The sequence below is a fragment of the Sphingomonas degradans genome (genome assembly GCF_053502645.1).
The window spans coordinates 1374261-1386650 of record NZ_CP177172.1 but is presented as its reverse complement, the minus strand read 5'-3'; the positions used below and the strand labels follow the sequence as shown (position 1 = coordinate 1386650).

General features: G+C 66.2%; 9 protein-coding genes. 2 read left to right on the top strand and 7 right to left on the bottom strand.

Annotated features, from left to right (window positions below; genetic code table 11):
• From ACG3SL_RS06090 to ACG3SL_RS06080, 3 genes are all read right to left on the bottom strand, one after another.
• Positions 1-1599 (bottom strand): response regulator, encoded by a 1599-nt coding sequence (locus tag ACG3SL_RS06090; protein WP_448664248.1) that lies wholly within the window; start codon positions 1597-1599, stop codon positions 1-3.
• 163 nt (positions 1600-1762) lie between these two features.
• Positions 1763-2785: an oxidoreductase gene (locus ACG3SL_RS06085; protein ID WP_448664247.1), complete on the bottom strand. Its 1023-nt coding sequence runs from the start codon at positions 2783-2785 to the stop codon at positions 1763-1765.
• A gap of 37 nt (positions 2786-2822) precedes the next feature.
• Positions 2823-3545, bottom strand: a complete 723-nt coding sequence (locus ACG3SL_RS06080; protein ID WP_448664246.1) for a GDSL-type esterase/lipase family protein — start codon at positions 3543-3545, stop codon at positions 2823-2825.
• 226 nt (positions 3546-3771) lie between these two features.
• Here ACG3SL_RS06080 and ACG3SL_RS06075 point away from each other — a divergent pair, with 226 nt between their 5' ends.
• Entirely contained in the window at positions 3772-5223 is a 1452-nt protein-coding gene (locus ACG3SL_RS06075; protein ID WP_448664245.1) for a L,D-transpeptidase family protein, read from the top strand.
• A gap of 11 nt (positions 5224-5234) precedes the next feature.
• Positions 5235-5564 (top strand): hypothetical protein, encoded by a 330-nt coding sequence (locus ACG3SL_RS06070; protein ID WP_448664244.1) that lies wholly within the window; start codon positions 5235-5237, stop codon positions 5562-5564.
• Between the two features lie 25 nt (positions 5565-5589).
• On the opposite strand, the gene ACG3SL_RS06065 is transcribed toward ACG3SL_RS06070, so the two are convergent.
• From ACG3SL_RS06065 to ACG3SL_RS06050, 4 genes are all read right to left on the bottom strand, one after another.
• The gene (locus ACG3SL_RS06065; RefSeq protein ID WP_448664243.1) at positions 5590-7083 is read right to left on the bottom strand and encodes a tryptophan halogenase family protein; all 1494 of its coding nucleotides are present in this window, start codon (positions 7081-7083) and stop codon (positions 5590-5592) included.
• Positions 7080-8117 carry a cupin-like domain-containing protein gene (locus ACG3SL_RS06060; RefSeq protein WP_448664242.1) on the bottom strand — a complete coding sequence of 346 codons (1038 nt, stop codon included), beginning with the start codon at positions 8115-8117 and terminating at the stop codon, positions 7080-7082. Before ACG3SL_RS06060 ends, ACG3SL_RS06065 begins: the two co-directional genes overlap by 4 nt.
• Positions 8114-8833: a SapC family protein gene (locus ACG3SL_RS06055; protein WP_448664241.1), complete on the bottom strand. Its 720-nt coding sequence runs from the start codon at positions 8831-8833 to the stop codon at positions 8114-8116. Before ACG3SL_RS06055 ends, ACG3SL_RS06060 begins: the two co-directional genes overlap by 4 nt.
• 128 nt (positions 8834-8961) lie before the next feature.
• Positions 8962-12099 carry a TonB-dependent receptor gene (locus ACG3SL_RS06050; protein WP_448664240.1) on the bottom strand — a complete coding sequence of 1046 codons (3138 nt, stop codon included), beginning with the start codon at positions 12097-12099 and terminating at the stop codon, positions 8962-8964.
• Positions 12100-12390 lie beyond the last annotated feature (291 nt).

The following is a 12390-nucleotide window of genomic DNA, read 5'->3' as shown; positions in this document are numbered from 1 at the left end:
TCAATGCGCGAGCATCACCCGCACCCGCCGCAGGAACTCCTGCGACTCAAACGGCTTTTTCAGGATATGGACGTTGGGCGCGGCGATCGCGTCCAGGCTGGCCGATTGCGCGAAGCCCGTGACGACGAGCACCGGCAGCCGGATATTGTCCCCCCGCAGCATCGTCGCGACTTCGGCGCCGTTCATCCCCGGCATCGCGAAATCCACGACCAGCAGGTCCGGCCGCTGCGCCCGCACGAGCTCGACGCCCTCGACGCCGCTTCCTGCCTCGAACACTTCGGCCCCGGCCTGTTCCAGCGTCTCGGCAAGCGAGGCGCGCACCTGCGGATCGTCATCGACCAGCGCGATCCGCCGGCCGCTAAGATCGATGCGCTGGTCGCCAAGGTCGTCCAGCTGGACCACGCGAGGCGGCTGCGCGGCGGCGAGGCGCAGATAGAGCTTGATAGTCGTGCCCTCGCCGGGCGTGCTGTCGACCACGAGCGCGCCGCCCGATTGCTGGAGCACCCCGAACGCCATCGCCAGGCCCATGCCCGTGCCCTTGCCCACGCCCTTGGTCGTGAAGAACGGCTCGACTGCGCGGGCCGCGGTTTCGGCGTCCATGCCGGTGCCGGTGTCCGTGACCGACAGGACGATGTAATCGCCGGGCGCAAGATCGGCGACCGGACCGCGCTGCATCTCTGCGCCGATGCTGAGCGTCCCGCCCGTGGGCATGGCGTCGCGCGCATTGAACGCCAGGTTGAGGATCACCAGCTCAAGCTGGAGCGGATCCACTTCGACGTTCCAGCCCGGATCGATCGGCTGGACTTCGACGCGGCTGAGCGGCGCCACGGCGCGCTCGACCAGGTCGCGCACGCCGCCGATCAGCTCCGCCAGCCGCACCGATGTCATGTCGAGCCGCTGGTGCCGCGAAAAGGCGAGCAGTTGCCCAGTGAGCGAGCGCCCGCGCTCGACGGCATCCAGCGCGCTGGCGCTCCACCGGACGACGCGGTCCGCATCGTCGGGCTTTCGCGCGATCAGTTCCAGGTTGCCGGCGACAGCCTGGAGCAGGTTGTTGAAATCATGCGCGATCCCGCCGGTCAGTTGGCCCACCGCCTCCAGCTTCTGCGACTGGAGCAGCGCGGCCTCCGCCTGCTTGCGCTGACCGATCTGCCCGCGCAGTTCCGCCAGCGCAGCGTCGCGCTCTTCGACCAGCGCGGCAAGCTCGGCATTGGCGGCCTGGAGCCGCGCCGACGAGGGCAGCGCCATCGCCTTGGGCAATAGCGGCCACAGCAGCACCGCAGTCGCGAGCGAGGCAATGGCGGTGATGATCTTGACCACCGCCTCCAGCCCATAGACCGGCTGGTACAGCGTCCATATCGCCATGACATGGGTCAGCCCGCACGCCAGGATGAACGTCGCGAAGCACCAGAACACCCAGCCGAATTCGAGCTCGGACCGGCGGCGGACGAGCATCACGAGCGCGATGGGGATCGAGAAATAGGCGATCGCGATGATCGAATCGGACAGGATATGCGTCCAGATAAGCGCCGGCTGCCACAACAGGCAGAAGCCGTGCGGTGCGTAACTGCTGCCCCAAAATGCGCCCAGGAGGCTCTGCATCCCTACTCCCTCGATGTCGCGGCCAACTGCGATTCCGACGCATTTACATGACAGTGAGGGGGGCCGAAACCTAAGGGAAACAACTGGTATCAGCTGAAACTTGCAATATTGTTCCGCAATGGGATGAGTCTGGGCCACGCGGGCGGCGCGCCGACGTACCTGCTCAGAAAGCTACTCTTTTTCCGCTATCGGCGCTCTCGCGCAGCTGCTCGATCAGGCGCAGCCCCGCCACGGCATCGGCGGCGGACACGGGCGCCGGGCCGCCATGGAGGATGGCCTCCGCCAGCCCCTGATAGAATCGGCGATAGTCGCCCGGTTCGGACGGAATCGTCGTGCTGGTGCCATCCGGCAGCGTCAGCACGCCGTGGATTGTCGGGTCCTCGACTCCATAGTCCTGATCGTCGGGCCGACCGCCGCCGCGCAGCACCGCTTCCTGCGGATCGAGCCCGTATTTGACGAAGCTGCCCTGCCGCCCATGCAGCGCAAAGCGGGGGCGCGGCGCCGCAATCATGCGCGACGACGACAGTACTACCCGTCGATCGCCATAGTGCAGCGTCGCCTCGAAATAATCGTCCACCTGCGATCCTTCGCGCTGGGACGCCAAGTCTCCGGTCACCGCATCCGGCGCCCCGAACAGCAGCAGCGCCTGATCGAGCATGTGCGGCCCCAGATCGGACAGTTGCCCGCCCCCCGCCTCCGGCGATTCCTTCCATGGCTGCGCAAGCGCAGGGCGGAAGCGGTCCCAATGGGCTTCGAACAAGACTATCTCGCCCAGCCTACCGCTCTCCACCAACGCGCGTACGGTCACGAAATCGCTGTCCCAGCGCCGGTTATGGAAGGCAGACAACACCAGCCCGCGCGCCTCGGCTGCGGCCTGGAGCGCTTCCGCCTGCGCGACCGACGTCGCGAACGGCTTGTCGATCACGACATGCTTTCCCGCCTCCAGCGCGGCCATGGCGAGCGGAAAATGGGTGTCGTTCGGCGTGGAGATCGCCACCAGCGCAATGCCCGGATCGGAGATCAGCGCGTCCGGCGTCATCACTGCGGCATCGGGATAGGCGGCGTGGACGGCGTCCGCACGCGACGTGGCGATCGCGGCGAGCTCCAGCGCGGGCACCGCCTGAATCAACGGGGCATGAAACGCCGTCCCGCCCAGGCCAAAGCCGATTATGCCCGCGCGTATCATTCCATATTCCTTCTTCTCGCGGCAGCCCGCCGGAGCTTCACACGCCCTGCTTGCGCAGGAACGGCTCGATCACGGTCGCCATCCGGTCATAGCCTTCGACCGTAGGGTGGACGCCGTCGCTCGCCAGGCCCGGCAACATCGCGCCCGACGCGTCGCCCAGCACCGGCGTGTAATCGATCCAGGTCGCGCCAGACGCGGCGGCATAATCGCGCAGCCACGCATTCATCGCGCGGATCGGCTTCACCGTCTCAAGCCCCGGGCGCCACGGAAACCCGTTGGCCGGCGGCACCGATGCGATCAGCACGCGGATACGGTTCGCCTGCGCCAGCTGAACCATCATCCGGAAATTGTCGAAGCTCTGCTCGGGGGTCATCGGCCCGGTATTGCCGGCGACGTCGTTCGTGCCGGCCATGATGTGCACGAAGCGCGGTTTGAGCGCGATGACGTCGGCCATCATTCGCAGCACCATCTGGGGCGTCGTCTGGCCGCTGATGCCACGCCCGACACGCCCGGCGCGGAAGAAGTCGGGCCGCTTGCTGCGCCAGCCCTCGGTGATCGAATCGCCCATGAAGACGATGCCGGTCTTGGCCCCCGCCTTGTGCAGCGCTTCGTTTTCCGCGCGATACCGGCCGAGATACGGCCAGTCCTCCCGCCGCAACCGGGCCTGTTTCTGCTCCCAGGTCTCTGTCTCCTGCGCGCCGGCGGCGAACGGGAGCAGCAATCCCGTGGCAAGCAGGGCGCGGCGGACGGTGTCGGTCATGGTCGAACTCTCCTGTTTTTTTGCCATGGTGCGCGAGCGCAGGCGCCTAGGCCAGCGCGAAAACGCCTGCCAGGGCCCTCGTCACCGAAAATCCGGCGTGCATGGGACAATCGGCCTCGCTCTTTCGTTCAGACTTCGCCTAATAGGAGGCGATTTCGTTCGCACGGGCGTTGTGCGGACCGGTGGGAGTAAGTGTGTGACGGTGCAAGGCAATCCTGGGACAACATTGGCGCGAGGCGTAGCCTGGGCAGCGCTTGCGGCATTGACGGCGGCGCCGCTCGCCGCGCAGCAGGTTCCCGCACCCGCCACGCCCGCGATCGTACAGGCCGTGCCGGCGCCCGCGCCGGTCGTGCCGCTGCCGGTGCTGAGCCCCAGCCAGGCGGCACAGCTGTCGCAGATGATCGCGGAGGCGAGCTTTGCGCACGGCCTGCGGCACGACGGCGCCGTTCCCCCGCGTCCCCAGGGCAATGATGCGCTGGTCCGCACGGCATTGGATTTCGCGCGCGCGGTGCATTCGGGCCGGCTGGACACCAGCGATTTCCAGGAAGACTGGGGCCTGCGTCCCGCGCCCTACGATCCGCTGCCCGGCTTTGCCGATGCCGTGAAGCGCGACCGGATCGCCGCGTGGATCCGCGCGCTGCCCCCGCCCTATGCCGGGTACGACGCCTTGCAGAAGGGGCTCGCCATCTATCGCGCGATCGAGGCAAAGGGCGGCTGGAGCAGCGTCCCCGCCGGGCCCGATCTCAGCATCGGCGCCACGGGCGCCCGTGTGCTAGCGCTGCGCAAGCGTCTGGCCGTGGAGGACAGCGAGGTCGCGCTCACGGGCAACAGCTTCGACGCCGCACTCCAGGCGGCGGTCAAGCGCGCGCAGGGCCGCTATGGCCTCAACCCCACCGGCACCGTGTCCACCCAGACGCTGGCCGCGCTCAACGTCACGGCGGGCAATCGCGTGCGCCAGATCATGGCGAACATGGAACGCTGGCGCTGGCTGCCTGAACAGCTTCCTGCCAAGCGAATCCAGGTGAACATCGCCGATGCCCGGCTTGCGGTGTTCGAAGGCGACGCGCCGATCGCGTCGATGAAGGCCGTCACCGGCCGCCCCGGCAACGAAACGCCGATGCTCCAGTCCGAAATCCACTCGGTCGTGCTCAATCCGCCCTGGAACGTGCCCGCCGGCATCGCCGCCAAGGAGCTGTGGCCCAAGGGTGCGGCCTATCTGGCGCGCAACAACTACAAGGTGATCGGCACGGGCCCCAACAAGCGACTGCAGCAACAGGCCGGGCCCCACAGCGCGCTGGGCCGCTACAAGTTCGATTTCGAAAACCCCTATGCCGTGTACCTGCACGACACGCCGTCGCAATCGACCTTCGCCAGCTTCAGCCGGCTCGCCAGCCATGGCTGTGTTCGGCTGGAAAAGCCGGCGATGCTCGCACAGCTGCTGTTCCGCAACGACCCCGCCTGGCAGCCCGATCAGATCGATGCGACGATCGCCGGGGGCAAGACCGTGCGCGCGCCGTTGCAGCCGCAGGACCGCGTAGCCGTGTACCTGCTCTATTGGACCGCGTTCGCGAAGAGCGACGGCCAGATGAGCTTCCGCGCCGACCCCTATGGCTGGGACAAGACGCTGGCCGCCAAGATCGAAAACCGTTCGGCGATCACCGCCGCCGCTGCACTCTGATGGGAGCTACCATGAACCTTCGTCGCATTGCCCTGTTCACCGCCGCCGCCGCGAGCGCGCTGGCGATCGCCGCCTGCTCGGGCGGCAACAACGACGAGGCGCCGACGCCCGACACCAATATGGAAGCGCTGCCCGAGGATATGGGCAACGCCAGCACCGTGCCCGAAGAAACCCCGGCGCCCTTGCCCGCCGAGAACGTCACGACCGAAGCGCCCAGCGCCGCGCCGCTTCCCGACATGAGCGCGGATGAGCAGACGCAGGACGATGCCGACGCCGCCGGCATGACCGCACGGGTATCGCGCGACGAAGGCGGCAACAGCGCGGGCCAGCCCGCGAACTGAGCATTACCGGCGCCGCGGCGGGCGTTCAGCCTTCCGTGGCGCCGCAATAGGTCTTCAGGAACGCCGCATGCGCGGGCATCTTTGCCACGCGCGCGGCAATCCCTGCTTTCAGTTCGTCCAGCCCCTTGCGCAGCTGCCCCGCCGGCATCATCCGCGCCAGTTCATGGTGCCGTTGCGGCTCCAGCCCCTGGCCGCGCAGCACCTGCACCCAGGAATCGATCCGGAACAGCTCTTCGCTCGCCTGATAGGCATGCCCCGCCTCGCGGAACAACGCCATGCGCTGGGTCAGCGTGTCGGGCACCGCCATGTCGCGGCACCGCTTCCAGAAGTCCGAATCCTGCCGCTGGTTCAAGTGATAGTGCAGGATGATGAAGTCGCGGACATGCTCCATTTCCTGGCGTGATACCGCGTTGAAGCGCTCGACCTGCGCCTCGGTGATCCCCGCAAAGGGGAAGGACTGGATCAGCCGGGTCACCGCGATCTTGACGAAATGGATGCTGGTGGACTCCAGCGGCTCGATGAACCCGCTCGCCAGCCCCAGCGCGATGACGTTGCGGCTCCACACCTTGCGCCGGCGCCCGGTGCGATAGCGGATCAGCCGGGGTTCGGTCAGCACCTCGCCCTCCACCTCGGCGAGCAGCTGGGCGCGCGCCGCATCGTCGGACAGGTCCTCGCTGCGATAGACGATCCCGTTGCCCACCCGGTGCTGCAACGGAATCCGCCAGCGCCACCCCGCCTGATGCGCGATCGCGCGGGTATAGGGCACCGCCGGCCCGGTCGATCGCGTCTGCACCGCGATGGCGCTGTCGCTGGTCAGCCAGTGGGTCCAGTCCTCATACCCCGTCTGGAGCGTCTGTTCGATCAGCAGCCCGCGAAAACCGGTGCAATCGAGGAACAGGTCCCCCTCGATCCGGGCGCCGTTTTCCAGCGCCAGCGCAGTCACGTCTCCGCTCTCCGGGTCCTGTTCGACCCGCGCGATCTTGCCCTCGACGCGCCTCACCCCGGCGGGCTCGCTCAGCGCGCGCAGGAAGCGGGCATAGAGGGTCGCGTCGAGGTGATAGGCATAGCTGATCCCCGGCTCCGCATCCTTGCCGAAGCGCTCGGCATTGGCCGCCTGCAACTCGAAGCAATAGTCGGCCAGGTCGCCGCCAAAGCCCTGCGCCCGCGCCTCCAGCCAGAAATGGTGGAAATCTGCCATCCATGTCGCGGGCTGGCCGATGGTGCCGAAGCTGTGGACATAACGCTCGCCGGGTTTGCCCCAATTCTCGAACGCGATGCCCAGCTTGAAGGTCGCCTGGGTCGCGCGCATGAACGCCGGCTCGTCGATCGTCAGCAGCTCGTGGAATTTGCGCGACGTGGGTATGGTGGATTCGCCGACCCCGACCGTGCCGATTTCGTCGGACTCGACCAGCGTGATGTCGAGCAGCGCGCCCAATTGCTTGACCAGTGCCGCCGCCGCGACCCAGCCGGCGGTGCCCCCGCCGGCGATGACGACACGAGTGATGCGCTTCTGGGTCATCGGTTCAACCTGTTGACGATCTGGCCGCGCAGCCGGCGCGCCGCGGTTTCATCGAGCGGGCCCAGCGGGCCGCGCGCGTTGGCGGGAAGATGCGCGGCGGCCTGATCGGCAGCACCGAACACATAATAATCGAACAGCGCGCGCCACCCCGCCTTCTCGGTCTCGGGACGGTCGCGCAGGCTGAGCAGCGCGTGGAGCAAGGTAGTCTGGGGATTGTCGAGGAACGCAGGGCTCGTGTTCCACCAATAGTTTATCATGACGTTGAACGGCGCCACCGCCTCCACCTGATGCCACCACAGGGCGGGGTAGAACAGGATGTCGCCCGGCTCGAGATCGGCGACCTGCGCCGCCGCCAGCGCCTCGGCAAAGCGGGGGAAGCGATCGAAATCGGGGTTGCGGAAATCGACCATGGTCAGCACCTGCCCGCCCGGCGTCGGCTCCAACGGGCCGGGATAGAGGTTCGCGACCTGATCGGGGGGGAACAGGATGAAGCGTCGCCGGCCGACCATGCAGCAGGCGATGTTGTTCGACATGTCGTAATGCGCCGCCGCGATCGTGCGGTTGCCGATCCAGATGCTGGCGAGCGGCGGATGAGCGGCGAACATCGGATCGTTCAGGACCAGATCGTTGGCGTCGCGAAGGCCGGGCAGATAGGCGTCCAGGTCGGTCGAGCCGATATACACGCTCCGGCCTGCGGGGTCGTCCAGATGCGCGGTGATACGGGCAAGCATCTCGCCCAGCGGCGCGCGGCCCCCTTCGAAATTGAAGCCCGAGACATCGGCATTATACGCAAAGCGCCCGCCAATCTCCGCCGCGCCGGTAAAGGCGACGACGGGCCGCCCCGCGTCGAACCCGGCAAGATAGGCCATCGCGTCCTGCGCCGACCGCAAGCCCGCCTGAACCAGCGGCCAATCGCGCGCGACGCCGCGCAGGATCGTCGGCACCTGTTCCGCCATCAGCGCGGCATAGGGAATGGCGTCGGGCGCGACGCCTTCGATCACGCGCGTGCGGCGCTCGATCGCGATGCTGCTCATACCGCCGCCAGCGCATTCTTGCGGGCGATCAGTGCGCCGATATTGGCAAGCGACGCCGCCACCAGAAAGGCGGGCGCCAGATAGCCTGCCGCGTTCAGTCGTTCGAGCGCAGCGCCCGGCAGCGCCGCGAGCCGTTCGCGGTCGATGCCGACATAGCCGGCGATGCGAACGCTGCGCTCGTCATCCAGCGCCACGTCGAGGTCGAGCGGCCGAAGCAGCCCTTCCGCGTCCCATGCGGCGAACATCGGCCCCGCAGCCTCCACACCGCCCCGGATCAACTGGAGCAACCGGGTGACGTGGTCGAGATACAGGCTGTTTCCGCCACGCGGCAGGAACAGCGGCACGCCGTCCTCCGCGCCGACGCGGCTGTCGTCGAAGTCGACATGCACCAGCGGTGCCGCATCACCTCCGCCGATCGCCGGTGCGACGCCCAGCGAAAACGGGCCGCGCTGGACCAGCGCGGGAATGTGCCGGCTCTGCCAGCGGTCGCCCACCAGGAACAAATTCTCGTCCCGCTGCAGCCCGAGCAGCACCACGGCCTGCAAGCCTTCGACGGGATCGTTCCGCAGCAGAATCGGAAAGTCGCGCTGTGCCTCTTCATATTCGAACGGGAAGATCGGCATCAGGTTCACCGCGTCGCCATAGGCGGCCCCGTGGCGGATCGCGACGGTCAGGTCGTGATGGTCGATATTGTTGAGCAGGACCGGATTGGTCATCGTTATGGTTCAAACTCGCATGCAGCCGCCCGGCGCAGCATGGCGCAAAGCGATCGCGGTCTCAATCGACGAGAAAGGGCCGCTGCATCCGCAACGGCCCCTCCCCTTGTTCAACGATGGTTCCGCATTCAGAACTTGAAGCGTGCACCGAGCAGGAAGCGGCGATCCAGTTCCTGGGCGAACCACAGTTCCTTCTCGTCGCGGGCATAGGTCCGCACGCTGGTTTCAGTCAGGTTGATACCTTCCAGCGTGACGGCGATGTTCGGCGTGATCTCATAGCTGAGCGTCGCGTCGAGCTGGCCGAACGGTGCAGTGAACTCGGGGTTGCGCGAGCCCTGGCGGTTGATCCCCGAGAGGAACTTGTCGCGCCAGTTATATGCCACGCGGGCCGAGATGCCGTTCTTTTCATAGATCAGCGTGCCGCTGATCGTGTCGCTGAGCCCCAGCAGCGCGAACTGGTCCTCCGACGGGCTGGCGCCGATGTTGAAGCCCACGTCGCCGCGCACCAGCGTATATGCCGCAGCCACACCGAAGCCGGTGGAGCCGAGGAAATACTGGCCGGCAAGCTCGACACCATAGATTTCCGCGTCCTTGTTGTTGATCGGGCGCGTCACCTGGAACTGGTAGAGCGGATCGGTGCTCTGGCCGGTCAGGTCATAGGTGCTGTTGATCAGCTTGACATAATCGTCGCTGAGCGAACGCGTCGCGGTGTTGTAGTTCGCGCTGAACTGCGACGTCGCGGTAGCGATCGATCCGGTCGACTGGAGCAGCGCCGTCATCACGAACAAGTTGACGTCGCTGATGTCGGCACCAAGGCCGGTCAGTGCCGCCTTGGCCGTGCCCGAGCGGCTGCCGGCCGCGCCCGAGCTGGGATCACGCAGACCGAACAGGTCCGACGTGAACTGGCCGTTGCCGATGAAGTTACGCACGCGCTTGTCGAAGAACGCGACCGACACATAGCTGTCCGGCTTGAAATACCATTCCAGCGAGGCGTCGAAATTGTCCGAGATCAGCGGCTTCAGGCGGGCGTTGCCCGTCGTGCCGGTGGCGATGCCGCCATTGTTGATCGGACGCGGCGGGCCGCCCACCGTGGTTGCGGTGAACAGATTGCCATAGTTCGGGCGGGCGATCGTCTTGCTGTACGACAGGCGACCGATCACGTTCGGCAGGAATTCGACCTGGAAATCGATCTGCGGCAGGATGTTGTCATAGCTGCCGCCGTCGGTGACGAACTGCGTGCGGTTCGAGATCGAAACGGTGAAGTCGTTGTCCGAGACCCAGGCGATACCCGCCGGGATGGCTTCCAGCGACGTCGTCGTCGACTTGGTGCGCTCATAGCGAACGCCGGCGACAAGGCGGGTCGGCGCGCCGCCCAGTTCGCCCTTCCAGGTAACCTGGCCATATGCGGCCCAGATCTCTTCCTTGACCCGATTGTCCTGGCTGCCGGTCACGGCCACCGCGTTGCCGCGGCCTGCATAATAGGGCGAGAGGATCGAGTAGATTGCAGCTGCATTGCCGCGATACGCGGTCTGCGACTCCGGATCGCCGCCCGGATTGAACTTGTCGAACTTGCATTCGAGGCAGAACGCCTGAAGCGCGCCCGGCGCAAGCCGCTGCACATCGCCCGGATTGGTGATGCCCCAGTCGCCCAGCGTCTGCTGCGTCGAGACGAAGGTCTGGTGCATGTCGGTCTTGCGGTAGTTGCCGCCGAACTCGAACTTGCTGCCCTCGCCCAGATCCCAGCCGAAATCGGCGCGGAATTCCTTGACGGTCTGCTCCTGGGTAGAGGTGTTGGAGCGGCCCATCTGCGAGCCGACATCGTTCACGTCGAGCGGGCCGCTGGCGCCCAGCGTGATGTCCTGCTGCGGGATGCCGTTGCTGTAGTCCACCGAGTGCGCGGCCACGACATTGGCGCCCATGCCGACCAGCGTCGAGCTGAAGCCATTGGGGTTGTCCGGGCGGCTGGACGACTTGCTGTAATGGCCGTCGAGCACCAGCGAGAGGTTGCTCGCCAGTTCCCAGTTCGCGTTCAGGCCGAAATCCTGCAGCTTGCTCTTCTGGGCACGCGACTGGGCTTCGAAGCCTTCGTCCTTCTGGCCGTTGATCGTCTCGTGCAGATAGGTGGCGGTAGCGACCGTGGGATTGCCGTCGAACGTCACCACGTCGAACGGGCGGCTGAACCAGTTGGACAGATCCGAACGCTCTTCGCGCTGCTTGTTCTGGGCATAGAGCGCATCGGCGGTCAGCGTCAGCGTGTCGGTCGGCTTGAACTGCACCACGGCCTGGCCGTTGATGCGCTCGCGGCTGCCCTCTGCATAGTGATAGCGGCTGTCGTTCGGGATCGCGACGAGCTGGTTCGGGTTGGTCGGCGCGTTGTTGACCACGGTGCAGGTCGGCGTGGGCGTAGTCCCTGCGCACGCCCCGCCGCTGCGGGCGAAGCCGCCGGTCAGGAAGGTGCTGTAGGGGATGATGTTCCAGTCGTTGGACGTGGCCGCGATCGACGTGAAATTACGCTTCTGATAGCTGCCGAACAGCGAAACGCCGAAGCGCTGGGTCGGATCGCTCCAGCTGACGACGCCCGAGAATTCCGGCGTGATCTTGGAACCGCAATCGAGGCAGCCGTTGACGCTGGTGTCGTACACGGCCTTTGCGCCGATGCTGCCGTTCAGGCCCGATTCGTTGCTGTCGAGCGGGCGACGAGTCACGACGTTGATCGTCGCGCCGATACCGCCCGAGGGGACTGCCGCACGGCCGGTCTTGTACACTTCCAGCGTACGCACGCCTTCGGTGGCGAGGTTCGAGAAGTCGAACGAGCGGCTGGTGCCCTGTGCGCCGTCGGCGTTCTGGTCGCCGCCGACGACCGAGACGTTCGACGTAGCGAGCTGGCGCCCGTTCAGCGTGACCATGTTGTAGGTCGGGCCGAAGCCGCGAACGGTGACCTGCGATCCTTCGCCGTTCGTGCGGTTGATCGACACGCCCGGAATACGCTGCAGCGATTCGGCCAGGTTGGTGTCGGGGAACTTGCCGATGTCTTCGGCCGAAATCGCGTCGACGATGCCGGGCGCATCGCGCTTGATCTGGATCGCGCGCTCAAGGCTGGCGCGGATGCCGGTAACGACGATCTCGTCGCCGCTCTGCGCGTCTTCCGCCTGTGCGGGCGCGGCCGCGTCCTGCGCGGAAGCAATTCCAGGAACCATGAAGCACGCCGCAATCGCGATCGCGGAAGCCGAGCGCGCGAGCGTCGGCGAGAGCTTAAAGCTAGTCATCCACCCCTCCTTATCGGCATGCCAGGATGGCTGCCGAGTTGTTGTTATTTAGGACTGCCGAACCGGCCGTCTGATGTTAACGCTATCACATTGTCCTACGTTGTCAACGAGTCGCCAAGCGTCGGCGCGATGGAATTACTCGCTTATCTTCATGACCTTAGTTTTTTTGGTGCGTTTAGTTAGCGAGTGTTGCAAAACATCCACACCCAGCCCCTCGGCGGCTCCGGTGCTTTGTGCAGCGCAACAAGAAACCACTCTGTTTCGGCACGGGCCGCGATAAGATCGCGCGGC

Excerpts from the sequence above, each read along its gene's own strand:
- ACG3SL_RS06090 (WP_448664248.1), bottom strand. The coding sequence starts at position 1,599 with ATGCAGAGCCTCCTGGGCGCATTTTGGGGCAGCAGTTACGCACCGCAC.
- ACG3SL_RS06085 (WP_448664247.1), bottom strand. The coding sequence starts at position 2,785 with ATGATACGCGCGGGCATAATCGGCTTTGGCCTGGGCGGGACGGCGTTT.
- ACG3SL_RS06080 (WP_448664246.1), bottom strand. The coding sequence starts at position 3,545 with ATGACCGACACCGTCCGCCGCGCCCTGCTTGCCACGGGATTGCTGCTC.
- ACG3SL_RS06070 (WP_448664244.1), top strand. The coding sequence starts at position 5,235 with ATGAACCTTCGTCGCATTGCCCTGTTCACCGCCGCCGCCGCGAGCGCG.
- ACG3SL_RS06065 (WP_448664243.1), bottom strand. The coding sequence starts at position 7,083 with ATGACCCAGAAGCGCATCACTCGTGTCGTCATCGCCGGCGGGGGCACC.
- ACG3SL_RS06060 (WP_448664242.1), bottom strand. The coding sequence starts at position 8,117 with ATGAGCAGCATCGCGATCGAGCGCCGCACGCGCGTGATCGAAGGCGTC.
- ACG3SL_RS06055 (WP_448664241.1), bottom strand. The coding sequence starts at position 8,833 with ATGACCAATCCGGTCCTGCTCAACAATATCGACCATCACGACCTGACC.
- ACG3SL_RS06050 (WP_448664240.1), bottom strand. The coding sequence starts at position 12,099 with ATGACTAGCTTTAAGCTCTCGCCGACGCTCGCGCGCTCGGCTTCCGCG.